Annotated in this window: 18 protein-coding genes and 1 CRISPR repeat array; of the genes, 9 read left to right on the forward strand and 9 right to left on the reverse strand. The window is 70.4% G+C overall.

Going from position 1 to position 24,116, the window contains the following annotated elements:
• The first annotated feature begins 114 nt into the window (after positions 1-114).
• Complete coding sequence (rpoH, locus tag DEW08_RS29200; protein ID WP_109334004.1) at positions 115-987, forward strand: RNA polymerase sigma factor RpoH; 873 nt, start codon at positions 115-117, stop codon at positions 985-987.
• 88 nt (positions 988-1,075) lie between these two features.
• Here the strand turns inward: rpoH and DEW08_RS31420 are convergent, their stop codons facing one another.
• On the reverse strand, positions 1,076-1,246 hold the full coding sequence (locus DEW08_RS31420) for a hypothetical protein (RefSeq protein WP_168220552.1): 171 nt from the start codon (positions 1,244-1,246) through the stop codon (positions 1,076-1,078).
• 300 nt (positions 1,247-1,546) lie between these two features.
• Positions 1,547-3,937: a right-handed parallel beta-helix repeat-containing protein gene (locus DEW08_RS29205; RefSeq protein ID WP_109334006.1), complete on the reverse strand. Its 2,391-nt coding sequence runs from the start codon at positions 3,935-3,937 to the stop codon at positions 1,547-1,549.
• A gap of 454 nt (positions 3,938-4,391) precedes the next feature.
• On the opposite strand from DEW08_RS29205, the gene DEW08_RS29210 reads away from it, so the two are divergent.
• On the forward strand, positions 4,392-4,913 hold the full coding sequence (locus DEW08_RS29210) for an acyl-CoA thioesterase (RefSeq protein WP_245987076.1): 522 nt from the start codon (positions 4,392-4,394) through the stop codon (positions 4,911-4,913).
• A 126-nt stretch (positions 4,914-5,039) separates the two neighbouring features.
• Complete coding sequence (locus DEW08_RS29215; protein WP_109334008.1) at positions 5,040-6,725, forward strand: carboxylesterase/lipase family protein; 1,686 nt, start codon at positions 5,040-5,042, stop codon at positions 6,723-6,725.
• A 42-nt stretch (positions 6,726-6,767) separates the two neighbouring features.
• On the opposite strand, the gene DEW08_RS29220 is transcribed toward DEW08_RS29215, so the two are convergent.
• The 3 genes from DEW08_RS29220 to DEW08_RS29230 all read right to left on the reverse strand — a co-directional run bounded on the left by DEW08_RS29220 (position 6,768) and on the right by DEW08_RS29230 (position 11,493).
• Positions 6,768-9,734, reverse strand: coding sequence for a methyl-accepting chemotaxis protein (locus DEW08_RS29220; protein ID WP_109334010.1), 2,967 nt, complete (start codon positions 9,732-9,734; stop codon positions 6,768-6,770).
• Between the two features lie 364 nt (positions 9,735-10,098).
• On the reverse strand, positions 10,099-10,578 hold the full coding sequence (locus DEW08_RS29225) for a winged helix-turn-helix transcriptional regulator (RefSeq protein WP_109334012.1): 480 nt from the start codon (positions 10,576-10,578) through the stop codon (positions 10,099-10,101).
• A 201-nt stretch (positions 10,579-10,779) separates the two neighbouring features.
• The gene (locus tag DEW08_RS29230) at positions 10,780-11,493 is read right to left on the reverse strand and encodes a DAPG hydrolase family protein (protein WP_109334014.1); all 714 of its coding nucleotides are present in this window, start codon (positions 11,491-11,493) and stop codon (positions 10,780-10,782) included.
• An 87-nt stretch (positions 11,494-11,580) separates the two neighbouring features.
• Between DEW08_RS29230 and DEW08_RS29235 the strand changes: the two genes are divergently transcribed.
• The gene (locus tag DEW08_RS29235) at positions 11,581-12,213 is read left to right on the forward strand and encodes a TetR/AcrR family transcriptional regulator (protein ID WP_245987077.1); all 633 of its coding nucleotides are present in this window, start codon (positions 11,581-11,583) and stop codon (positions 12,211-12,213) included.
• 120 nt (positions 12,214-12,333) lie between these two features.
• On the opposite strand, the gene DEW08_RS33005 is transcribed toward DEW08_RS29235, so the two are convergent.
• Complete coding sequence (locus DEW08_RS33005) at positions 12,334-12,477, reverse strand: hypothetical protein (protein ID WP_245987078.1); 144 nt, start codon at positions 12,475-12,477, stop codon at positions 12,334-12,336.
• Positions 12,478-12,829: 352 nt separating this feature from the next.
• Positions 12,830-13,234: direct repeats of the CRISPR family, unit length 38 nt; unit sequence GTCTTCCTGGGCAGTAATGCCCAGGCCTCATTGAAGCG.
• Between the two features lie 417 nt (positions 13,235-13,651).
• Between DEW08_RS33005 and DEW08_RS29245 the strand changes: the two genes are divergently transcribed.
• Genes DEW08_RS29245 through DEW08_RS29255 form a run of 3 tightly spaced genes read left to right on the forward strand, consistent with a single transcriptional unit; the run spans position 13,652 to position 16,986 of the window.
• A complete protein-coding gene (locus DEW08_RS29245) occupies positions 13,652-14,938 on the forward strand; it encodes a winged helix-turn-helix domain-containing protein (RefSeq protein ID WP_109334188.1) in 1,287 nt (428 codons plus the stop codon).
• A 6-nt stretch (positions 14,939-14,944) separates the two neighbouring features.
• Positions 14,945-16,453, forward strand: a complete 1,509-nt coding sequence (locus tag DEW08_RS29250; RefSeq protein ID WP_109334018.1) for a carbon-nitrogen hydrolase family protein — start codon at positions 14,945-14,947, stop codon at positions 16,451-16,453.
• Positions 16,450-16,986, forward strand: a complete 537-nt coding sequence (locus tag DEW08_RS29255; RefSeq protein WP_109334020.1) for a hypothetical protein — start codon at positions 16,450-16,452, stop codon at positions 16,984-16,986. The genes DEW08_RS29250 and DEW08_RS29255 overlap by 4 nt, the downstream gene beginning before the upstream one ends.
• A gap of 6 nt (positions 16,987-16,992) precedes the next feature.
• Here the strand turns inward: DEW08_RS29255 and DEW08_RS29260 are convergent, their stop codons facing one another.
• From DEW08_RS29260 to DEW08_RS29265, 3 genes are all read right to left on the reverse strand, one after another.
• On the reverse strand, positions 16,993-19,029 hold the full coding sequence (locus DEW08_RS29260) for an NAD(+) synthase (RefSeq protein WP_109334022.1): 2,037 nt from the start codon (positions 19,027-19,029) through the stop codon (positions 16,993-16,995).
• Between the two features lie 107 nt (positions 19,030-19,136).
• A complete protein-coding gene (locus DEW08_RS31425) occupies positions 19,137-19,298 on the reverse strand; it encodes a hypothetical protein (RefSeq protein ID WP_168220553.1) in 162 nt (53 codons plus the stop codon).
• A 128-nt stretch (positions 19,299-19,426) separates the two neighbouring features.
• Positions 19,427-20,710, reverse strand: coding sequence for a family 4 glycosyl hydrolase (locus DEW08_RS29265; RefSeq protein WP_109334024.1), 1,284 nt, complete (start codon positions 20,708-20,710; stop codon positions 19,427-19,429).
• A gap of 189 nt (positions 20,711-20,899) precedes the next feature.
• Here DEW08_RS29265 and DEW08_RS29270 point away from each other — a divergent pair, with 189 nt between their 5' ends.
• On the forward strand, positions 20,900-22,234 hold the full coding sequence (locus tag DEW08_RS29270; RefSeq protein WP_109334026.1) for a GH1 family beta-glucosidase: 1,335 nt from the start codon (positions 20,900-20,902) through the stop codon (positions 22,232-22,234).
• A gap of 91 nt (positions 22,235-22,325) precedes the next feature.
• Positions 22,326-24,113: an ABC transporter ATP-binding protein/permease gene (locus DEW08_RS29275; RefSeq protein ID WP_109334028.1), complete on the forward strand. Its 1,788-nt coding sequence runs from the start codon at positions 22,326-22,328 to the stop codon at positions 24,111-24,113.
• The last annotated feature ends 3 nt before the right edge of the window (positions 24,114-24,116 follow it).

Here is a 24,116-nt window from a genome sequence, read left to right on the forward strand (position 1 = left end):
TCTTGACAGCGCCGCTGCGGTTAACCAAAATTGCGACGCCTGCTCCGCCGGAGAGGCCCCGGCTTGCCATTCGGGGGCCGGGAACCGTCATATCGCTTTGAAAGAGGATGTGACATGAGCACCGCGCTCGCCCTTCCCTCGCCCGACAGCGGCGAAGGCCTCGCCTCCTACATCCAGCAGACCCACCGCTATCCCATCCTGGGGGCGGAGGAGGAATACATGCTGGCCAAGGCCTGGGCCGAGCATGGCGACGTCAAGGCCGCCCATGCGCTGGTCACCAGCCACCTCCGCCTCGTCGTCAAGATCGCCGCCGGCTATCGCGGCTACGGCCTGTCCTTCAGCGACCTGATCGCCGAGGGCAATGTCGGCCTGATGCAGGCGGTCAAGAAGTTCGAGCCCGACCGCGGCTTCCGCCTGTCCACCTACGCGATGTGGTGGATCAAGGCCTCCATCCAGGAATTCATCCTGCGCTCCTGGAGCCTGGTGAAGATCGGCACCACCGGCGCGCAGAAGAAGCTGTTCTTCAGCCTCGGCCGGCTGAAGCGCCGGCTGGGCGAACTCGGCAACGGCGACATGAAGGCCGAGAACGTCGCCCGCATCGCCGCCGAGCTGGAGGTGCCGGAGGACGACGTCGTCGACATGAACCGGCGGCTCTCCCAGCCCGTCGCCTCGCTGAACGCCCCCCTCTCCGCCGACGGCGAGGCGGAATGGCAGGATCTGCTGGCGGACGAGCGTCCGACGGTCGAGGACGTGCTGGTCGAACGGTCGGAGGCCGGCCGCCGCGCCGCCCTGCTGCACAAGGCGATGGACGTGCTGAACGAGCGCGAGCGGACGATCCTCACCGCGCGGCGCCTGTCGGAAACCCCGCTGACCCTGGAGGATCTGTCGGTCCGCTTCGGCGTCAGCCGCGAGCGCATCCGCCAGATCGAGGAGCGCGCCTTCGAGAAGGTCGCCAGGCAGGCCCAGCTCCTGGCCGCCGCGGCCTAGCCGGGCCGGCGGCCCCAAGGCGCCACTGTCCTGAATCCACTGTCCTGAATCTTGAAAAGCGCCCCCGGTCCGGGGGCCTTCGGCGCCGTCAGCGCCGGGCGGCAGCCTGCCGCAAACCCTGCCGCACCGGGGTGCGGGACGCCACGACGACCGTCCGTCCGTTGTGCTCCTGCCGGCGGCGCTGCTGCGCCATCTCGACGTCGCGCCGGAAGGTCGGGCCGAGCGCCTCGTAGGCGGCCTTCAGCTCCGGGTCGTTCATCCAAATCTCAGACCGATCCATATCGGTTCTCACTCCTGGTTCCTCCGGACGACAGACTGCCGTTCGAAATGCGGTCGCAGGTGCTGGAGGTCCTTCTCCAATACTCTGCCCGGCGTTTCGTTTTCATGACAGACGTTCGACGGCAGTGTCGTCACCCGGATACGTTGGGATGGCTCGATTCCACTTCAAGGCCCTCGCCGCATTCGGCGATGCGACTGTCCATTCCCATAACGTCCCGGCCGGCCGGAGGTTCCGGGGGCCGCTCCCGGATGGAGGAAGGCGGCCCCGCGGATCACCGCATCAGCCGTGCAGCAGGCCCATCTGGTCCAGCGGCAGGTGGTCGAACCCGTGCTGGTAGACGGACGAGCCGCTGGCGATCTCGTAGTTGCCGGCGGCGGCGTTCTTGAAGACGCCGTTCACCACCAGCGAGTCGGTGTCGTAGCCGGCGCCCTTCCAGTCGCTGAAGGTGCCTTCCGCCCCGCTCTTCATCGACTGCGGCCAGGCCTCGAAGGCGCGGTCGCTGGCGATCAGGTTGACATAGTCGTTGCTGTAGAAGCTGCCGGCGCCCTTCGGGCCGTTCAGGCTGACGGCGTCGCCGGTCTGGCCGTCGATGACGTTGTCGTAGATGCGGTTGTTGGACATCGGGGTGCCCTTCCAGCCGCTCCAGCCCACATCCTGCTGCAGCCCGATCTGGGTGCCCTGGTTGCCGGCGATCAGGTTGTCGGTGACGGTGTTGTTCCAGCCGCCGTGCAGGAACACGCCGCCGCCCTCGTTGCCGTGGACGTAGTTGCCCTTGACCGTGGTGCCGCTGGTCCAGTCGTCGAGGTAGATGCCCCAGCTCACCAGCTTGCTGGCCGGCAGGAAGTCGGCATGGGCCTTGCCGTCCCAGGTGTTCTTGCCGGCGGCGCTGGTCCCGGTCACCTCGTTGTTCTGCACGATGTGGCCGGCATTGTCCTGCTGGCGGTTGATCAGGTAGATGCCGCCGCCGTCCGCCGTCTCCTGGTTGGCGTTGATCACCTTGTTGTAGGCGATGGTGTTGCGGTAGGTGGCGTCCGACGCCCCGTAGACCGACCCGACCGCGATCGCCTTGCCCGGGCTGTTCTCGATCTGGTTGTGGGTGATCTGCACGTCGGAGCTGCCGGTGACCCACAGCGAATCGCCGCCGTGACGCGCGTCGCTGGCGTACTTGATCAGGTTGTCGCTGATGACCCCCTTGTCGGAGTGGTCCTTCAGGAAGATCGCCTCGCGGCCGGTGTGGTCGAAGGTGTTGCCGGTGATCTTGGCGCCGGGGCCGCGCTCCACCGTCACGCCGTAGCCGGTGTTCTTCACCATGTTGTTCTTGAAGGTCAGGTTGGCCGCGTCGACGGCGTAGACGGCGTGGCCGTTCGGCTGCCCGTCGGCCAGCGTCAGCCCCTCGATCGTCACGTTCTTGGCGCCGCCCAGGCCGATGGTGACCGGCACGTTGCCGACGACCACCTTGTGCCCGACCGGGCTGCCGCCCTCCGGCTTGAACAGGAGCTGGCCGCTGTTGCCGTCGTAGGCCCACTCCTTGGCCGCGTTGAGCTGGTCCTTGGTGTTGTAGAAGTAGAAGCGGCTGCCCTCGCCCAGCTTGTCCCAGCTCCCCGATTCCAGCGTGACCACCTTGTTGGCGTAGTCGATGCTCTTCACGTTGGCGTCGAAGCTGTCATAGCCGTGCTGGCCGAACATCGCGACCTTCAGCCCGCTGGTGGTGCTGAAGTGCGGCAGGTCGCCCTGGACGGTGAACTGGCTGGTCGGGTTCAGGCCGGCCTTGGTCGGTCCGGCGGTCATCCAGCCGCCCTCGATCGGGTTGCCGGGGACCTCGTTGGGGGTGCGGGCCAGCGTCTGGCGCGTGCCGTCCATCGTCAGGTCGTAGACCTTGGTGCCGGCCGGAAGCTGGGCGCTCCACAGCCCGTCGCCGCGCGACACCCAGTTGGTGACGGCGGTGCCGCCGTGGATCACCGGCTTCTCGCTGCCGTAGGCGGCGAAGCGCACGCCCGAATCCTGGCCGTCCAGCCACAGGCCGTGCTGCAGGTAATAGTCGCCGCCGCGCACGTAGGTGGTGTCGATGTCGCTGCTGCGCATGGCGAGCTGCGCCTTCTGCAGCGTCGCGAAGGGGCCGTCGGTGCCGTCGGCGTTGGGGGCCGCCAGCTTGCCCGACCATTTGTCGTTGCCGTTGGTCGCCACGTAGAAGGCCGGACCGCTCACCGGCACCGGCGGGGTCGGGTTGCCGCTGACCGGCGGGTTGGACGGCTGCGTCGGGGTGGGCGTCGGGGTGGGGGCGGTGCCGGCGAAGTCGCTGGCCGGCGCGTTCAGTACCAGCGTGCCGTTCCAGGCCAGCGTCGCCTTGCCGGCCACCACGTCCCGCCCGTCGAGCGCGCCCTTGTCATAGGACATGGCGCTGCTGGCCGGGTCGTAGGCATGGCCGTTCAACGTCACCTTGTTGACCGTCAGGTTGCGGTCCTGGCCGTTGATCAGCGCGTCGTTGTCGTACTGGATCTGGATCTTGTGCGCGGCGTTGGTCGCCGAGGTGGTGAAGACATAGTCCTTGGCGGTGCTGCCGACTGTCGCCTCGCCGATCTGCTTGCCGTCCAGCAGCACCTTGAAGTGCGCGTACTTGCCCCCGGCGACGGTGCCTTTGGCGTTGATGACAATCTTGGTGCTCGTGGCCATCGGTCGTATCCTCACATGGTCTCGTTCCGGCCGGGAGGATGACGGCCCCACCAGGGGCATTTGTGTGATGTTTTCCCGGGAAATGTCGAAACTTGTGCCATTCCCGTGACATGACCGCCTGATCTGGCACGAGGACTTGGCCTTCTCTTTCGATCGGCGAAAAGCCGCCCGAGTCGGGGTGGCCGGCTGCCCGGAAGCGGGGAGATGCGCCCCCTCCACCCGTTTTTGCAACTACCGTCATTGTGCAGCGCAACCCATGGATGCCATCCCGCACGGCAGCCCGCGACAGTTTGCGTCATGCCGGTCCGCCGGGGCCGTCCTTTAATAATTGTTCAGGCAGATTGTATATCGTCCTCGCCACCATATTTGACGGGCCTAGCGGAACGGCCTATCCAGAAGCCGTTCGAGATGGGGACCAGGAGCGATGCGCCAGCAGCCGGCAGCGATGCCATCCGTGATCGGGAACGATGCGATCGAGACGGGCATGATCGGGACCGCGAGGGGCCGCCTGCAGGAGGCCGGGGACGAGCGTCCCGAGGTCCGGCTGCTGCCCGACGGCGCCTACCGCGTGCAGCGCCTGATCCGCTTCTCCCACACCGACCCGGCCGGCATCGTCTATTTCCCGGTCTATTTCGACATGTTCAACGGGGTGGTGGAGGACTGGTTCACCCACGCGCTCGGCCTGAACTACGCGTCGATGATCCTCGACCGCCGGCTCGGCCTGCCGATCGTCCATGCCGAATGCGACTTCCTGGTGCCCAGCCGCATGGGCGAGACGCTGACCATGGGCGTGGTGATCGAGCGGCTGGGCCGCAGCTCCCTGCAGATCCGCATCAACGGCGAGATCGGCGACCAGGTGCGGCTCAGCGGCGGGCTGACCATGGTGACCACCTCGCTCGACGCCTTCGGCCCGGTGCCGATCCCCGACGACATCCGCGCCGCCATGGAAGCCTACGACGCCGCCTGCCGGGCCTGACGGCCCCCCCTGTAACACCGCCCATGCGCTTCCTCACAGTTGGAAGCGTCCGGTTGCCTCTTCCACAATGGCCTGAAGGACAGGAGCCCCCGACGGGGGCCGAGCCATCGGGGGAGGAGTCATCCCATGCGTCGCACCGCCACCCGCCGCGCCGCCGCGCGGTTCGCCGTCACGCTGCCGGCGGCAGCCCTGGGGATCGGCCTTCTCGCCGCCGGCCCGGCCGCCCCCGCGAAGGCCGCCGCGGAAGGCTGCGTGGAGAGCGAGGGCATCGTCTGCACCGATGCCGGCCCGGTGCGCGGCACGCTGGAGGGCGGCACCCTCGCCTTCAAGGGCATCCCCTATGCCAGGCCGCCGGTCGGCCCGCTGCGCTGGCGCCCGCCCGCCGCGCCCGAGCCCTGGATGGAGGTGCGCGACGCCAGCCGTTACGGCGAGGTCTGCCCGCAGCTCACCGGCAGCGGCCAGCCGGTCGGCGACGAGGACTGCCTGACCGTCAATGTCTGGAAGCCGGCCGCCCCCGCCTCCACCGCTGCCGCCACTGCCGCCACTGCCGCCACTGCCGCCGAGCAGCGCCCGGTGATGGTCTGGTTCACCGGCGGCGGCAACCATTCGCTGTCCGGCCAGGGCTCCGCCCAGTATGGCGGGGTGAGCTATGACGGCCGCGCGCTGGCGGAGCGGGCCGGCGTGGTCTTCGTCAGCTTCAACTACCGGCTCGGCGCGCTGGGCTTCCTCACCCACCCGGCGCTCGGCGCCGAGGGGCCGGAGAAGGTCTCCGGCAACTACGGCACCCAGGACCAGATCGCCCTGCTCGGCTGGGTCCGGCGCAACATCGCGCGCTTCGGCGGCGACCCGCAGCGGGTGATGCTGTTCGGCACCTCGGCCGGCGGCGCCAACATCTGCGCCCTGATGACCGCCCCGGCCGCGGCCGGGCTGTTCCAGGCCGCCGCCATGCACAGCAGCGTGCCCACCGGCTGCGAGCTTCCCACCCTGAAGGAGGCGGAGGCCTCGACCGGCGCCCGCGTCGCCGCGGCGCTCGGCTGCGAGGGCGGGGAGGCCGGCGCCTGCCTGCGCGGCAAGAGCATGGCCGAGGTGGTGCGCGCCGTGCCCGGCACCTTCGGCGTCTTCCCACGCCTCTACGGCCCGGTGGTGGACGGCCGCGTCCTGCCCGGCCAGCCGATCGCCCGCATCCGCGCCGGCAGGCACCAGCCGGTGCCCGTCCTCCTCGGCAACAGCGCGGAGGAGACGATGCAGTTCGTCGACGCCGCCGGGCCGGTGACCGACGGCGCCAGCTACGCCGCGGCGGTGGAGAAGGTGTTCGGCAGCGCCGCCCGCGACCGCATCCTCGCCCGCTATCCGGAGAGCGCCTATCCCTCGGCCCGGCGCGCCTTCGTCCAGGCGACCACCGACGCGCTGTTCACCTGCCGCACCCTCGCGGTCGCCCGCACCCTGGCGGCACACCAGAAGGAGCCGGTCTTCCGCTCGCTCTTCGCCCATCCGCTGGAGAACGACCCGGCGCTGAAGGCGCTGGGCATCAACCACACGATCGAGCATCCCTTCTTCTTCGCCTGGTCGGGCAGCTACCGCCCGACCGCGGCCGACCGCGCCGTCCAGGCGGTGATGCTCGACGGCTGGAGCAACCTCGCCCGCGCCGGCAACCCGAACGGCGGGGCGATGCCGCCCTGGCCGGCGGTCACCCCTGCCAACCCCGGCGCCCGCCTGCTGATCGGCCCGGCGGGCGCCGCCGCCGATCCCGGAACCGACCTGGAGATCTGCCGCTTCTGGGAGGGCATCAGGCTGCCGCGGCCGCATCTGTGACGCGGCCGCGGCGACGCCCCCGCCCGCTCAAGCCTCGCCAGCTTACGCCTTGAAGGCCAGCCGCAGGCCGCCCCACTGGCGGCCGCGCACCATGATCGGTGCGTCGACCTCCTTCAGCCGCACCATCTGGCCGCCGCCCATGTCGCGGCGGTAGGCCTGCAGCAGGAAGGGCCGGGTGTTGCGCGCGGCGGCGAGGCCGGCGCGGTCGGCGAAGACGCGGCGGTTGCGGCAGTTGGCGGTGTTCCACGCCGTGTCGCCCGGCCGCTGCGGCTGCGAATAGCGGGCGTTGTGGGTCGGCACATAGCCGATGCTGTTGGTCGCCACGCAGAACTGGATGCGCGGGTCGAACTCCAGCACCGGTTCGAACAGCGCCGGGAAGCGGCTGTCGGCCAGATCGGTGAAGGGGGCGCGGAACTGTTCGGGGTCGGAGCCGGGAATGGTCTCCAGCGTCGTGGTGAACAGCGCCTCCTCGGTGATCTCGCCGCGGCGCAGCGCCTCCTCCAGCAGCCGCGCGGTGGCGGCGGCGACCTCCTTCGCCTTGTCGATGAAGCGGGCGTCGCCGTCCACCAGCTTGCGGTAGAAGGCCTCCAGCCTGGCGGTGATCGGCCCGTCATGCACCCCGAAGGCGAGATGCAGGCCGAGGTCGCTGACCCCGGCGACCATGCAGGGGATCTCGCCCACCTCGCGCAGCGTGACGGAGACGCGCGTCTGCTCGGCCAGGGCCGGCAGCCCGGCCGGATCGACCAGCATGCCGTCGAGCGACAGGTCGAGCATGGTGGTGGAGCAGATCCGCCCCTCCACCGTCAGCGACACCGGGATCTCGCAGGGGATGCGGTCGGAGGTGCGGCGGTCGCCCGCCACCGACTGGCGCAGCGCGATCACCAGCCGGCGCTTCAGGTCCATCACCGACCGGCGGGTGTCGTTCATGCGGCGGCTGACGTCGGTGGCGATGCCGTTGATGCCGTCGGTCTGGTCGCGGATCTCCAGCACGCTGAGCGACACCTGCGAGGCGCCGCCGGCCGAGTTGGCGGCGCTGCGGCCGATCTCGGCGTTGGCGGCGGCCTGCTCCTCCACCGCGGCGGCGGTGGCGGCGGCGGCCTCGTCGATCTCCTCGATCACGCGGATCACGGTCTGGATGGCGCTGACGCTGCCGTTGACCGCCTGCTGCAGCTGGGCGATCTGGGTGGCGATGTCGCCGGTGGCGCGCGCCGTCTGGCCGGCCAGCGACTTGACCTCGCCCGCCACGACGGCGAAGCCCTTGCCGGCCTCGCCCGCCCGCGCCGCCTCGATCGTCGCGTTCAGCGCCAGCAGGTTGGTCTGGCCGGCGATCTCGGCGATCAGCCCGGCGACCTTGCCGATCTCCTCCGTCGCGGTCTCCATGCGCTGGATGGCGTCGGCGGATTCGCGGGCGCTGGTCACGGCGCGGCGCGCCACCTCGCTGGAGCGCACGGCCTGCCGGGCGATCTCGCTGCCGGCGGCGTTCAGCTCCTCCGTCGCCGCGGCGACCGAGGAGGCGTTGGCGCTCGCCTGCTCCGACGCGGCGGAGACGACGACGGTGTTCTGCCGTACCACCGACAGGGCCTCCATCAGGTGGCCGATGCCGTCGCCGGCGCGCTGGGCCGACTGCTCCACCCCGATCCAGGTGGCGTCGAGGTCGCTTTCGATGGCCTTGCAGGTCTCCAGCAGGGCGATGCGCGTGATCTCCTCGCGGCGCGTGTCCAGCTCCTTCTTCTCCTGCAGCCCGTAGGCGATCTTGGCCTTCATCGACCGCAGCTCGGAGCCGAGGCGCCAGAACTCCTTCACCTCCATGTCGGGCACCGGCGTGACGAAGTCGTTGCGCGCGATGCGCTCGAAGCTCTCCTCCATCCGCCGCAGCGGGCGGCGCATGGCGCGCAGGATCAGCAGCCCCATCGCCGCCGCGGCCAGGGCGCCGGCGCCGACCGCGCCCAGGATGCCGCCGGTGTGCCACAGCAGATCCTCGGCGGCCTCGTCATACTCCTGCTTGGCGACGCGGATCTGCAGGGCCAGCAGCTCGCGGTTCACCGCGAAGGCCCCTTCGAACAGCGGCAGCACCGTCTTGCGCAGATGCGTCTCCAGCCGCAGCGAATCGCCGGCCTTCGCCATCTCCAGCGCCGGCAGCAGCGCCTCGCGGACGAAGGCGGAGCGGCGGGCCTGGAACTGGTCGGCGAGCTGCTTCTCCTCCGGCGTCAGGTAGGTCAGCAGATATTCGGCCCACACCGTGTCGATGCGCTGGATGTTGCCGGTGACGCGGCGGACGCGGTCCTCCACCGCCTGCGGGCCGGAACCGTCGCGCGTGTCGATCACCAGCAGCGTCATCTGATGGACGTTGTCGCGCATCAGGTCGAGGATGTCGCCCATCTGGGCGGCCGGCACCGTGCGGTCCTCGTAGACCGTCTTCAGCGCCTTGTTGGAATCGGTCATCCCCATCAGCCCGGCGCCGCTCGCCAGTGCGGTGATCAGGATCAGCGTGACGACCAGCGAGGTCAGGCGGCCGGCGACGCTGTTGGCCCAGTCGCGCAGCCGGGCGGCGGCCCCGGTGCGGATCAGGCCGCCGTCGCGCAGGCCCAGCCCGCGCCCGCGCCCCTCGCGGATGGCGGCATAGGCGGCCTCGGCGCCGGCGATCTCCTCGCGCGTCGGCTTGGAGCGGATGGAGGTGTAGCCCACCACCGCGCCGTTCTCGATGATCGGGGTGACGTTGGCGCGCACCCAGTAGAAGTTGCCGTCCTTCGTCCGGTTCTTCACCAGCCCGTCCCACGGGCGCCCGGCCTTGACCGTCACCCACAGGTTGGCGAAGGCCTCCTTCGGCATGTGGGGATGGCGCACGATGTTGTGCGGCGCCCCCATCAGCTCGTCTTCGCTGAAGCCGCTGATCTCGACGAAGGCCTTGTTGACGAAGGTGATCCGCCCGTGGCTGTCGGTGCGCGACACCAGCGGCACGCCTTCCTTCAGCTCGACCTCGATGTTGGTGATCGGTTCATTGACGCGCATGGACCACCTGCACTCCGCCTTTTTCGCCACATGACACTACGCGCAGCCGCCACCGCCGAATCAACCGGCAAATGAACGGAGCGGATATTTTCTCGCGCGTCCGGACCCGGCCGGCGCGGGCGGCCCATAGCAAGCGCCGTACCGGTTCCCGGCGGGCACGGATTTCCCGCGCCGACTCTGGAAAATCGGACGGGCGGCCGCACCGGACGCGACGAAGACGGCGGTCCGCTTCGCGAATTGCACTCGCGACAGGCAGAGAGCGTTGCAAAACGGGAATTGATTTACAGTCTAATCAGTATCGCCGGGGGCGGCGAATGTCCGCTTTGTTCACCGTCTTACCGGTTACTATCGTCCTACTTTGCACTTATCGCGCGATCTGGTCGAGGGGTATGGCTGTGACATTCTTCACCTCTTCCATGACGGCATAGGTGTGGGTTTCCCGCACCCCGCGAGTCGTGGCGAGGAATTCCCCCAGGAAGAGCCGGTACTCGTTCATGTCGCGCACGCGGGCCTTGACCAGATAGTCGAAGCCGCCGGCCACCATGTGGCATTCCATGACCTGCGGCATGCGCTGCACCGTGCCCTTGAAGGCGTCGAAATTCTCCGGCGTCGTGCGGTCCAGCACCACCTGGATGAAGACCATCATCCCGGCCCCCAGCCTCTGCGGGTCGAGCAGGGCGACGTAGCGCTGGATGATCCCGTCGTTCTGCAGCCGCTTGACCCGTTCCAGGCAGGCGGCCGGGCTGAGGTTGATGCGCCGGGCGAGTTCCACGTTGCTGATGCGCCCGTCCTCCTGCAGTTCGCGGAGGATCTTGAGGTCTGTGGAATCGAGCGCGCGGTCCATGGCGGGCGGGCCTTCTGAGCTGCGGCGCCCTGCGGCGCCCCCGTCCTTATACCGGCCCGCCCGGCGCGAGCGCCACGGTCGCGCGGCCCCCGCGGCCGGGAGCCGCCGGGACAAGGCTGCGGGAGGGCGGCCGGCTCCCTGCCGCGCGCCGCGTGCCATCCTTGCCGCCAGGGGCTTCCACCCGTCCCGGGATCGCGCCGCTCACCACAGAAGAGGCACGTCCTCGCGGTTCGCTTTGTCGCCCCAGTAAAGCGAGGGCAGCACCTTCGCGAGATAGCTGAATTCCGTATGGCAGTGCTGGAGCAGCCCGAGGCCGATGGCGTCGGGAACCTCGTGCCCGGTCGCCCTCGTGCTCTGGCCCAGGATGAAGCGGCTTCTCAGCACGGCGCCATAGCTGGTGTCGCGCACCACATGGACCATCTGACCGTCCGTCGGGTCGCCGTCCGCGTCGAGCACCACATCGTCGCCGAACCCGATGCGCGCATAGACCGCGGCGGAGACCTGTCCGGCCGCCAGAGCCTCGCGGTAGGCTTGCGGGTCGAAGATCTCGGCCGGCTCATGGAACTTGATGACCGCGGAAACGGGCGGAATGTCGCCCAGCGCCTCCACGGCGCGGATGGTCGCGCCGACATAGGCTTCCCCCTTCCGCCAGTGCCGGTCCCAGCCGCGATGCTCGACATGGTCGAGCGGATGCCACCAGTGCAGATGCTGGCTGCTGTCGAACTGCTTGAACCACCAGTCGAGCATCCGTCCCTTGCAGCCGTGGAGGTCGGTCCGCACGGCGACGACGAGCGCGCCGCCGTCCAGGCGGCTGATGCCGGTCTCCAGGCGCATCGGCGCCGGTCGCAGCAGGTCGTCGACATACGCGATGCCCGCACGGGCGGGATCTTGGGAAAGGGTCGCGTTCGCGGTCATGATGATGTCCTCTCCATTTAGGAAACGTTGATCGTTTCCTAAATAAGGCGTATGCCCGGATGGGAGATTTGTCAAAGGGAGATTTCGGTGTCGGACTCCGCCCACAAGGTGCAGAAGCCCCGAGGCCGTCCGCCGCTGTCGGAGGACGTGCTGCGGGGGAAGGTGGCCGAGGCCGCCACGCGGGTGATCCTGGCGCATGGCTATCCGGCGATGACGATGGAGGCGGTGGCGCAGCAGGCCGGGGTCGCCAAGAAGACGGTCTACCGGTTCGCGGCCAACCGCGACGAGCTGGTCGGGCTCATCGTCGGCAGCTGGACCGAAGCCCTGCCCCCCGCCTTCGACGCCGAAGCCACCGATGCCGCCGAGGCGGTCCGGATCCTGGAGAACATCCTGGTGCTGATCGCGGAGCGGGTTCTGACGGCGGACGCCGTCGGCCTCTTCCGGCTCCTCGTCAACGACCTGCCGGCGCGCGACGATGTTCTGGCGATCTATGGCCGCAACGGCATAGAGCGGTCGCGCGGCATGCTGGCGGACTGGCTCGCCCGCCACCGGTCGCGCGGCGTCCTCGCGCTGGCCGACCCGGCCATGGCGGCCGACCTCATCCTGTCGATGGTCGTCGCCGAACCGTTGCGGCGGATCGCCATCGGGATCTCGCAACCGCAACCCGCCTGGGACATCCGCCCCCGCGTGCGCGCGGCCCTCGACCTGTTGAGACTGTAGGGATTTCCGGCCGTCCCGGACCGGCGCCACCCTTACCCCGGTCCCTTGTCGCGTCCGGGGCGGCGGCTTCCCGCATCGTCGCCCGCCGGCCTGTCGCGTCGCCGGAGGAAGGAACGGCCATCATCCCGCCCCAGCCTCCGCGGGTCGAACAGCGCGACATGGCGCTGGATGATCCCGTCGGTCTGCAGCCGCTTGACGCGTTCCGGGCAGGCTCCGTTCCAGGCAGTCGGCCGGGCCGAGGGTGATGCGCCGGGCGAGGTCCACGGTGCTGGTGCGCCCGTCCTCCCGCAGTGCGCGGAGGATCTCGGGGCCGGCGGAATCGGGCGCGCGGCCCCTGGTGCCGGAAGCCGCCCCGGCCGCCGGATAAACCCGCGGGAGAAAGGCCGGTTCCCTCTCGCGCGCCGCGTGCTATGATGCCGCCGCTGCCGTGCGAGCGGTCCGGTGCCCGCAAAACCCCCGGACCCGCTCGCAGCGGACGGAGCATTGAATTTCAAGGGTTCTTGGACATCGTGGAGAACGAAAGGGAACCGGATTTCCTGACCAGCCGGTCAAGATCCCGGACCGCTCGAATCCGCCGCCCATTCGGGCGTCTTTTCAACGGGGTACGGGGTACCCTGTCTTCCTGGGCAGTAATGCCCAGGCCTCATTGAAGCCGGTGATGCTGAGTTCGGCCTTGACCGTCGCCAGTGGTCTTCCTGGGCAGTAATGCCCAGGCCTCATTGAAGCCTGGTCGATGGTCCTCATGTCCGGACGCTCCGGCCGGTCTTCCTGGGCAGTAATGCTCAGGCCTCATTGAAGCGGGAAGTCCCAGCCCTTCATCCACATCAGCAGCGCAAGTCTTCCTGGGCAGTAATGCCAAGGCCTCATTGAAGCAAGAGCCATCGCTAGGCGTATGTGAAGGTGTGCTCGTCTTCCTGGGCAGTAATGCCCAGGCCTCATTGAAGCGTCGAGGCGGCCGTCCAGTCGCTCTGCCGGCGCCTCTGGTCTTCCTGGGCAGTAATGCCCAGGCCTCATTGAAGCGCGATCACCGTAGGCATGACGCGGCGGATCACCGGGTCAACCCGGGCACCGAAAGCCCGGGCCTCGTTGACACCCGGTCTTGTTGACCGTGCCGGGCACCGGCGACCGCGGGCACGCCGCTCCCCGCGGCTGGCCGCGCTGTCCTGCGCCCGTCCCGTTCTTGCTTTGTTTCACGACCTCCACTACCCTCCGTGCGCCGGCCCTCCGTGCGCCGGCTCGCGTCGTCGCCGGAGGAAGGAGCGTCCCATGCCCCAGTTCGCACCGCAGCCCGCCCCCGCCACCATGCAGGCGATGCACAACGATCGTGCACGAACGGGTCTGCGCAAGTCCTTGATCGCGCAGCCCGACCGCCCCCTCACCGCCATTGTGCGGGGAGTGGTTGCTGCACAATCCGCCCCATGACGCCCGGCCCGCCGCCATGACCGGACGTGACAGCCTCTCCCTCGCCGAAGCGCGCCGCATCGCGCTCGCCGCCCAGGGATTCGCCAAACGGGACATCGCCGCGACGGACCCCGCCGACGCGGTGGAGGCGCGGCATCTGCGCCGGACCATCGGACGGATCGGGCTGCTGCAGGTCGATTCGGTCAATGTGCTGGTGCGCTCGCATTACCTGCCGCTCTTCTCGCGGCTCGGCCCCTATCGCGCCGGGCTGCTCGACCGGCTCGCCTATGACGGGCGGCGGCGGCGCCTGTTCGAATATTGGGGGCACGAGGCCTCGCTGATCCCGGTGGAGCATCAGCCGCTGCTGCGCTGGCGGATGGCGCGGGCGCGGAACGGCGAGGGCACCTATGGCCGCCTCTCCCGCTTCGCGCGCGAGCGCCGTCCCTTCGTCGACGCGGTGCTGGCGGAGGTCGCGGCGCGCGGGCCGCTCGGCGCGTCGGAACTCAGCCAGGGCGGGCGCGGCAGCGGCTCCTGGTGGGGGTGGAGCGACGGCAAGATCGCGCTGGAATACCTGTTCTGGGCCGGGCTGGTCACCACCGCCGGACGGCGCGGCTTCGAGAGGCTGTACGACCTGACGGAGCGGGTGCTGCCCACCGCCGTGCTCGCCGCCCCGACGCCGGAGGAGGAGGAGGCGCAGCGCGCCCTGCTGCGCATCGCCGCCCGCGCCCACGGCGTGGCGACGGAGCGGGACTTGCGCGACTACCACCGGCTCGACGCCGCCGACGCCAGGCAGCGCCTCGCCGAGCTGGTGGAGGCCGGGGAGCTTCTGCCGGTGACGGTGGAGGGCTGGGACCGGCCCGCCTACCTCCACCCCGAGGCGCGCATCCCGCGGCGGGTGCAGGCCAGCGCGCTCCTCTCCCCCTTCGATTCGCTGATCTGGGAGCGGCAGCGGACCGAGCGGCTGTTCGGCCTGCGCTTCCGGCTGGAGATCTACACGCCGGCCGCCAAGCGGGAACACGGCTATTACGTCCTGCCCTTCCTGCTGGGCGACCGCATCGTCGCGCGGGTCGATCTCAAGGCCGACCGGCAGGCCCGCCGGCTGCTCGTCCAGGCGGCCCATGCGGAGCCCGGTTGGGCCGGGCCCGGCACGCCGCACGGCCCGGTGGCCGGGGCGCTGGCGGCGGAGCTGTGGCGCATGGCCGGCTGGCTGGGGCTGGACAGCGTGGCGGTCGCCGGCCCCGGCGACCTCGCCCCCACCCTGCGCGAGGCGCTGGGGCGGGTACCTCCATCGGACGCGGAGCGGGACGGCGCCGCCGCGGGTTGAGCAGGCATGCACCCGTCCCCCGCTCCCCCCTCGCCGGCCGACCTCTTCATCGCCCTGCTGAAGCGGCTGGAGGCCGATCCCGACGCCACCCGCCGCGCGGCGGAGCGGCACGAGGCCGACCCGCCGGCCGTCCGCCGCCCGGCCCGCCACCTCGACCTGCTGCTGCGCGAGGCCGGGACCGCCGGGCTGCTCGCCTGGATCCGCCAGGAGCAGGACGGGCTGCCGGAGGTCGAGCGGGTCCTGCTGGCCGCCCAGGCGATCGACCGCTGGTACGCCCCCTTCGCCGCCGTCCATGATCCGGCCGGTCCGCCGGCTCCCGACCATCTGCTGGTGCGGCGCCGCTTCAACCGGCATGGCCGGCTGAACGGCGATCCGGCGGACGGGCAGCTCATCGTGCGGCACGGCTATCTCGGCCGCCGCATGGCGGTCGGCGAGGCGGCGGAACCGGGGGAGTTCGACGCCGCCGACCTCTTCCGCACCCTGTTCCTGGTGCCGCCCCGGGTGCCGGCCGGCACCGCCCATGACGACTCCTGCCGGCGGATGATCGACGTCCGCTTCACCCGGCGGCGCGAGCCGGCCGACCGGAACCCCTTCGACCCGGACTGGGCGCCGGCGGTGGCCGTGGTGCCCCTGGCCCAGGCGGAGGAGGACATCGCCATCCGCCAGTTCCGCCGCGACGGCACCGACTGGTACGACCCGGTTCCCCGCGACCTCGGGGCGCGGGCGGCCGGGGCGATCCGCGCGCTGGCCGGCGATGGCGCCACCTTCGTCATCTTCCCGGAGGTCGCCCTGCATCCCGACGCCCTCGGCGCGGTGAAGCAGGCGCTGCGGGCGCAGGCGGTGGACGGGCCGATCCGCTATGTGCTGGCCGGGACCAGGCAGCCTGCGCCGGACGGCGGCAAGCCCTTCAACCGGGCCGTGCTGCTCGACCGCACCGGGGCGGAGGTCGTGGTGCAGACCAAGCTGCATTGCTGGGACCTCGATTCCGACCAGTGCCGCTCCTACGACCTGCGCAGCCCCGACGGCCGCGTGCTGGGCGGCGTCAACGAGTTCATCGCCCCCGGCGGCCGGCTGGAGCTGGTGGAGCTGCCGAACCTCGGCCGCCTCGCCGTCATGATCTGCGAGGATCTCGACCGCTCCCAGCCGGGCGACTGGCTGCGGCGCAGCATGCTGCTCGACTGGGTGGTGACGCCGGTGCTCGACAGCGGGCTGACGACCGGGCGCTGGCAGGCGCGCGAGGGGGCGGCGACCTCGCAGAGCGGGTCCTGCCGCGTGGTGGTCGCCAACAGCATGACCTTCTCCCACCGCTTCAACCGGGCGGCCCGCGGCGGCGGCCACGACCGCGACGTCATCGCCGACTGCGGCGTCGCCCTGTTCTTCCAGCCGCGCCGCTCGCAGCAGGGCCGGCCGCGGGTCAGGCTGCTGACCCTGCCGCTCGACGCGCCGGACGGGAGCCGGGTCTGCGCCCGCTGGCAGCCCGCGGACTGGGACGAACTGCCGGAGCCCAAGCCATGACGACAGCCTCCACCAGCCCCGTCCCCTTTGCCGACGCCATCGCCGCCCTGTCGGACGGGCTGCTCGCCGCCCTCGCCGGGGAGCGCTGGGAGGATGCCGACGCCGAGCTGGAAACGCTGGCGGAGGAGGTGCTGGGCGCCATCCTCGCCGGCCGCGGCGCCGACCTCGACGCGCTCGCCCGCGCCACCGCCCGCTGCCACACGGCGCTGCGGCTGCGCGACGCGCCGGGGCCGGAGGCGGCGCATCGCCTCGGCCAGCTCCAGGCCATCGGGGTGCTGGTCAATGCCGGGCTGCGCCGCCGGCCGGCCGGGACGCCGGACGCCCTGGCCGTCCCCGGCACGGCGACCGCCGCCATCCTCGCCGCCCTGGCGGACGGACCGCGCAGCGGCCCCCAACTCGTCGCCGACACCGGCCGCAGCGTCGAGGAGGTGGCGCAGGCCCTGCCCGCGCTGCGCGGCGCCGGCCTCGTCCGCTCCTGGTCCGCCGGCCGGCTGGTGATGACCGAACTGACGGAGGAGGCGCCCCGCTCCTGAAGCGCCCTACTCCTCCGGCACCTCGCGCTCCAGCTCCTCCAGCCAGACGCGGGCGTTGCCGTCGGACGGCGCCCGCCAGTCGCCGCGCGGCGAGAGGGAGCCGCCGGCCGTCACCTTCGGCCCGTTCGGCATCGCCGACCGCTTGAACTGGCTGAATCCGAAGAAGCGCCGCAGGAACACCCCCAGCCAGGAGCGGATCTCCTTCAGCTCGTAGGCCCGGCGCTTGTCGTCGGGGAAGCCCGCCGGCCAGTCGCCGCGCGCCGCGTCCCCCCAGGCGTGCAGCGCCAGGAAGGCGATCTTCGAGGGGCGGAAGCCGTAGCGCAGCGTGTAGAACAGGGTGAAGTCCTGCAGCGCGTAGGGGCCGATCACCGCCTCCGTGCTCTGGATCGCCTGGTCCTCGCCGGCCGGCACCAGCTCCGGCGAGATCTCGGTCTGCAGGATGGCGTCCAGCGTGTCGGGCACGTCGCCGTGGAACTGGCCCGACCGCGCCACCCAGCGGATCAGGTGCTGGATCAGCGTCTTCGGCACCCCGGCATTGACGTTGTAGTGGGACATCTGGTCGCCCACGCCGTAGGTGCACCAGCCGAGCGCCAGCTCCGACAGGTCGCCGGTGCCCAGCACCAGCCCGTCATGCTGGTTGGCGAGGCGGAACAGATAGTCGGTGCGCAGCCCCGCCTGGACATTCTCGAAGGTCACGTCATAGACCGGCTCGCCGCGGCCGAAGGGATGCTCCATGTCGGTCAGCATGCGGGTGGCGGCCGGGCGGATGTCGATCTCCCGCGCCGTCACGCCCAGCGCCGTCATCAGCCGCCACGCATTGCCCTTGGTGCCGCTGCTGGTGCCGAATCCCGGCATGGTGAAGGCCAGGATGTTCCTGCGCGGCAGCTCCAGCAGGTCCAGCGCGTGGGCCGCGACGATCAGCGCATGGGTGGAATCGAGCCCGCCCGACACGCCGATGACCAGCGTCTTCATGCCGGTGGCGCGCAGCCGCTGCACCAGCCCGGCGACCTGGATGTTGTAGGCCTCGTAGCAGTCCTGCTCCAGCCGCTCGGGATTGGCCGGCACGAAGGGGAAGCGCGGCACCGGCCGCTTCAGGCCGAGGTCGCCGGCCGGCGGCCCGACGCGGAAGCCCTGGCGGCGGAAGGCGGGATCGTGCAGGCGGCGGTTGTCGTCGAAGGTGCCCATCCGCGCCCGCTCCTGGCGCAGCAGGTCCAGGTCGATGTCGGCCACCGCCATCTGGTCGCCCTCGGGGAAGCGGCCGGTCTCGACCAGCGTCTCGCCGTTCTCGAAGATCGAGGCCTGCCCGTCCCAGGCGAGGTCGGTCGTCGACTCCCCCGCCCCGGCCGAGGAATAGAGATAGGCGGCGAGGCAGCGGGCCGACTGCGACTTGCACAGCAGCCGGCGGGTGTCCGCCTTGCCGATGGTGATGTTGCTGGCCGACAGGTTGGCGAGCACCGTCGCCCCGGCCAGCGCCGCGGCGGCGCTCGGCGGGATGGCGACCCACAGATCCTCGCAGATCTCGGCATGGACGGTCAGGCCGGGCACGTCCTCCGCCTCGAACAGCAGGTCCGGCCCGAAGGGCGCCTCGAGATCGCCGATGCGGATGCCGCCGCCGGCCGTGTCGGCGCCGGAGGCGAAGTGGCGGCGCTCGTAGAATTCCCGGTAGTTCGGCAGATGCACCTTGGGCACCACGCCCAGCAGCCGCCCGCGCTGCACGGCCACCGCGCAGTTGTAGAGGCGCAGGCCCCGGCGCAGCGGCGCGCCGACCAGGATCAGCGGCGAGAGGTCCCGGCTCTCCTCGACGATCCGCGCCACCGCCCGCTCCACCGCGTCGAGCAGCGGGTCCTGCAGCAGCAGATCGTCGATGGCATAGCCGGACAGCGCCAGTTCCGGGAACAGCGCCACCGCCACGCCCTGGTCGTGGCAGGCCGTGGCGCCGCGCAGGACGGCCTCGGCGTTCGCCTGCGGGTCGGCGAGCGTGCAGCGCACGGTGCAGGCGGCGACCCGCGCGAAGCCGTGCCGGTAGATCGACCTGAAACTCATGCTCTGCCCCGCATCGTTCCTCATCACAGGGGAACATAGCGGAGGATTTCAGGTTCCGCGCAAGCCAAACCGGCGGGCGGCCCGGGAAATTCCGGCCCGCGGGGACCTCAGCCGACCGCCGGGCCGTCGGTGCCGTCGAAGGCCAGCATGCGGGCGGGCGACACCACCGCCTTGACCGCGGTCGACAGCACCGTGATGCCCACCACCGACAGGGCGAGCGCGCAGCCGGTGAGCAGGAAGCCCAGAATGACGAAGACGAGCGTTTCCATGACGAGATACCTCCGATCCGATGGACAGGAGGCTATGCCGGCCGGCCGGCGGCGCCCTTGATCCGGGTCAATGGTTCGGCGGAGAGGCCGGCGAATGTCACAGCCGCCGGCCCTTTTCCCGCCGGGCGTCAGACACAGGGCCGGATGTAGGGCTTGTTGGCCTCCCACAGCTCGTCGAGGATCGCCAGCGCCGCGGTGGTGGAGTTGATGACCGGGTCGATCAGCAGCGCCTGCAGCGCCAGCTCCTTCGATCCGCGCACCGCCGCCTCGACGGCGAGCTGCTGCACGCTGGCCTGGATCGACAGCAGCTTGGTGATCGGGTCGGGCAGCGGCCCCAGCGAGACCGGATGCACCCCCGCCGCGTCGGCCACCAGCGGCACCTCCACCGCGAGGTCGTGCGGCAGGCCGGGCACCACGCCGCGGTTCATCACCACGCCGGACTCGATGAAGCGCTTCTGGTTGTGGGTCATGCCGCAGATGACCGCCACCGCCCGCTCGCCCCAGGACGGCCGGGTCCAGTCCTCGGGGATCGGCTTGCTGCCGTCGATCACCCCGTCCATCAGGTCCTTCAGGATGACCCGGCCGCGCTCGTCGTTCTCGAAGTCGAAGCCGTGCTCGCCGCCTTCCCAGCCATAGGGGACATACTCGCCCATATGGTCGTCGCTGCAGCTCACCCACAGGCCGAAGGCATTGAACATCCGGCGGGTCAGCGGGGTGAAGGCCGGGTCGTAGTCCTTCTCCCGCTCGCGCAGCAGCGGGTAGAGGTCGCGGCCGGTCGCCCGCTCGCGGATGGCGGTCAGCCACTGGAAATGGTTCAGCCCGGCGCCCCAGACGTCCACCTCCTTCTCCGCCATGCCCAGGATCTGGCAGATGAACCAGCGGGCGAGGAAGATGCCGTGGCACAGGCCCAGCGTGCGGACGCTGGTGTATTTCGCCAGCCCCAGCACGATCCGGCTTTCCGGGTTCGACAGGTTGATGAACAGGGCGTCGGGGCACAGCTCCTCGACGTCGCGGGCGATGTCGAAGATCAGCGGCAGGGTGCGCAGCGTGAAGAACAGGCCGCCCGGCCCGCCATTCTCGCCCAGCGTATGGCGGATGCCGTGCTTCTTCGGCACCTCGAAGTCCAGCTTCCACAGCCGGTTGCGGTCGATCGCCACGGCGTTCAGCACGAAGCGCGCGCCCGGCAGCGCCGCCCGGCGGTCGGTCGTCGTCTCGATCAGGATGCCGGCGCCGCCCCGCTCGTTCAGCACGCGGGCGAGCGCCGCCATGCGCTCCAGCGCCTCGGGGTTGGTGTCGACCAGCGTCAGGGTGCTGCCGGCGAGTTCCGTCGTGGTGAAGAGATCCTGGAAGAGGCTGAGGCCGAACGCCGCGCTGCCGGCGCCGATGAAGACGATCTTGGTGGTGTTCGCCATGGCGTGCCTCCCTCCGGCCCATCATCGTATTTCGGGGTATCCTACGCCGTTCGGACAGGATCGCCCACAGATCTTTGCAGCTTTCGGTGCTGCGTTGCAGCATGGGTTTCGCGTATTCCGGGCATGGCATAACGCCTTCGTTTGGGGCATGCTTGATGGGTACATTCCGCCGAACGGGAGCGCAAAGCCATGGAAACCCTTACCTTTCCCAGCGACTTCCTGTGGGGCGCCTCGACATCCTCCTATCAGATCGAAGGGGCGCTGGACGTGGACGGACGCGGCCCTTGCGTCTGGGACACCTTCGCCGCGAACGGTCATATCCAGGACGGCAGCACCGCCGCCGTCGCCTGCGACCACTACCACCGCTACCCCGAGGACATCGCGCTGATGAAGGCGGCGGGCTTCAACGCCTACCGCTTCTCCATCGCCTGGCCGCGCATCCTGCCGACCGGCACCGGCCGGGTGGAGCCGCGCGGCCTCGCCTTCTACGACCGGCTGGTGGATTCGCTGCTGGAGGCCGGGATCCGGCCGATGGCCTGCCTCTACCACTGGGACCTGCCGCAGCCGCTGGAGGACCGCGGCGGCTGGCAGAGCCGCGACATCGTCGGTCCCTTCGCCGACTACGCCCGCATCGTCGCCGCCCGTCTGGCCGACCGGGTCAAGGACTGGATGATGCTGAACGAGCCCAACGTCGTCGCCATCTTCGGCTATGGCGTGGGCGAGCATGCGCCGGGCCACAGGCTGGGCGAACAGGGCATCCTGCGGGCGCTGCACCACCAGAACCTCGCGCAGGGGGCGGCGCTGCGCGCCATCGCGGCGGAGCACGGGGGCCTGACGCTGGGCACCGTGCTGAACCTGCAGCCGGCCGTCCCCGACAGCGACCGGCCGGAGGACGTGCGCGCGGCGGCGATGTGGGACGCGGTATGGAACCGCGTGGCGCTCGACGGCGTGATGAAGGGCGAGATCCCCGCCCTGCTGGCCGACCGCATGGCCGGCTTCGTCCAGCCGGGCGACGGCGAGGCGATGCGCTATCCGATCGACCTGCTGGGCATCAACTACTATTCCCGCAACACGATGAAGCACGAGCCCGGCCGCATCTTCGAGGCCGGCTGGGGCGAGGCGCGCTGCCGCCGCTGGACCGGCATGGCATGGCCGGTGCAGCCGGAGGGGCTCTACGACCTGCTCTGCGAGCTGAAGCGCGACTACGCCAACCCCGCCGTCTACATCGCCGAGAACGGCTGCGCCTATGACGACGTGGTGGCGCCGGACGGGACGGTCCACGACGCGGAGCGGGTCCTGTACTACCGCGAGCACCTGGAATCGGTCGCCCGCGCGGTGCGGGACGGCTGCAACGTCAAGGGCTACCTGTGCTGGAGCCTGCTCGACAATTTCGAATGGGCGTTCGGCCTGTCCAAGCGCTTCGGCATCGTGCGCGTCGACTACGACACGCTGGTCCGCACCCCGAAGGACAGCTACCGCTTCCTCGGCGCGGTCGCGAAAAGCGGCCGGCTCGATCCGGCCTAGCCGGGATGGCAATGCTTCGGTAATAGCCTGTCCGTTAGTATTGGGATCGGAACGAAAGCGATAGCGCCTTGACGACGGCAGCGGACGCATCATGAACGGCACGACAGACAGCCTGAAACGCAAGGCAGCCGCCCAGGCCGGGTTCGCCCGCCGCTTCATCGACCTCGCCGGCGGCTACTGGGCCGGCGAGGAGAAGTGGAAGGTCCGGCTGCTGACCGTGGCGCTGCTGGTGCTGACGGTCGGGCAGGTCGTCGTGCCGGTCATGATCAACCTGTGGAGCGAGAAGCTGTTCGACGCGCTCGAACAGCGCTCCATGGACCGCTTCTTCACCATGATCGGCGCGGTCGGCGTGATCATCCTGTTCAGCATCGTCAACACCTTCCTGCATCTGCGGGTGAAGCGGCGGCTGCAGCTCGGCTGGCGGCGCTGGCTGACGCGCAAGGTGCTGGACGGCTGGCTGGCGCGCGGGCGCCAGCACCAGGTGACCTACCTGCCGGGGGACCACGACAACCCCGACGGGCGCATCGCCGAGGACATCCGCATCGCGACCGAGATGGCGATCGACCTCGGCCATTCGCTGACCTACTGCGTCATCCTGCTGATCAGCTTCACCAACATCCTGTGGATGCTGTCGGGCACCGTGGCGGTGACGGTCTGGGACACGGAGCTGTCGGTGCCCGGCCACCTGCTGTTCATCGCGCTGATCTATGCCGCCATCGGCACCAGCATCGCCTGGGTGGTCGGCCAGCCGCTGGTCCGCGCGGTGAACCGCCGCCAGGGCTACGAGGCCGACTTCCGCTTCGGCCTCGCCCGCATCCGCGAGAACGCCCAGCCCATCGCCCTGCTGCATGGCGAGACGGCGGAGCGCGGCCGGCTGGTCCGCCTGTTCGAGGGGGTCCGGCTCGGCTGGCACGGCCAGACCGTGGCGCTGGGGCACATGATGCTGTTCAGCGCCACCTACTCGGTCCTGTCCGCCGCCTTCCCCATCCTGGTCGCCGCCCCGCGCTACATCGCCGGCACCATTTCGCTCGGCGTGCTGATGCAGACCGCCCAGGCCTTCCAGCAGACGGTCGGCGCGCTGTCCTGGCCGATCGACAACCTGCCGCGCGCGGCGGAATGGAAGGCGTCGGTCGAGCGCGTGCTGAGCCTGCAGGACGCCCTGCGCCAGCTCGACGACGAGGTCTGCGGCGATGCCGACCACATCGTGGTGGAGCGGTCGGACGTCCACCGCTCGCTCTGCTTCCACCAGACCTCGATCTCCGACCCGGACGGCAAGCGGATCCTGCTGCCCTTCGACCTGGAGGTCCATCGCGGCGACCGCGTGCTGATCGTCGGCGACCCGGTGGCGGCCATCCGCCTGTTCCGCGCGGTGGCCGGCGTCTGGCCGTGGGGCAGCGGCCGGATCGCGTTGCCCGCCCATACCCGCGTCTTCTTCATGCCGGAGCGGCCCTACCTGCCGCACGACACGCTGCGCGCCGTGCTCAGCTATCCCGGCCCGATCACGCTGGAGGGCAATGACGTGGCCGCCGCCGCGCTGGCCCGCGTCGGCCTCGCCCACCTGATCCGGCGGCTCGACGACACAGACAGCTGGGATTCCGTGCTGGCGGTGCCGGAACAGCAGCGGCTGGGCTTCGCCCGCCTGCTGATCCGCCGGCCCGACTGGATCTTCATCGAGGATGCGACCGACAGCCTCGACCCGGCCAGCGAGGAGGAGCTGCTGGAGCTGCTGGAGCAGGAGCTGCCGACCGCCACGCTGCTGACCATCGGCAGCCACGCGGCGCTGGAGCCGCACCACCGCCGCAAGCTGGTGCTGGACCGCGGCGACGGCTTCGTGCAGTTGCGGGAGGAGACCTGCGCCAAGGCGGTCACCGCCGCCTGAGGC

Source organism: Azospirillum thermophilum (assembly GCF_003130795.1).
GTDB classification, from domain to species: domain Bacteria; phylum Pseudomonadota; class Alphaproteobacteria; order Azospirillales; family Azospirillaceae; genus Azospirillum; species Azospirillum thermophilum.